Below are 529 nucleotides of genomic sequence, written 5' to 3'. Positions count from 1 at the left end.
ATATTCCATTAACCATAACCAAGCCTTACGCTTCAAAAGTGATGTACCACACACATTCAGGAATCCACATGACACATCCGTGAATTTCACTGCTACAATTTATTATCAATAAACCCGCTTCGACTTAGTTCTTTAAAACAGAAATAAACACACAATAAGACTTTCACTAATTGCTTGAAATGTCTTATTGTATGTTTAATTAATCATGTAGTAACTCAGTTACTGTTGCTCGCCAACGTAATACAGTGTCTTTAGGATTACGTAATTGAATTGATATTCCCGAAGTTATGTCCGCATACTTTGCACTATCTATCTTTATATTGCGAATTTCACCTTCAAATTTTAGCCTATCATCATTCCCCTCATATTGTGATTGATATTCTCGAACACTTAGTTCAATATAATAAACTTGTTGATCATAAACAAATACAATGTTCGCTTTACCATTTAAGCGTAATCCTTGTACTGTTGTAGTATTTGGCCACAATGCAAAGCGCAAATGTTCCATATCAATTGCAACAATTTCTCC

At 33.6% G+C, this 529-nt stretch carries 1 protein-coding gene; it reads right to left on the bottom strand.

All coding sequences use genetic code 11. The annotated features are described in order from the left end of the window. Positions 1-199: 199 nt before the first annotated feature. The coding region (locus tag ACF91D_RS31605; protein ID WP_392438674.1) for a PNPOx family protein at positions 200-529 on the bottom strand (330 nt) is incomplete at its 5' end.

Source organism: Staphylococcus sp. 231237_7MaSpsaltlick, assembly GCF_043107035.1.
The sequence above is the reverse complement of the archived record's forward strand: the minus strand, read 5'-3'. Positions and strand labels throughout refer to the sequence as shown.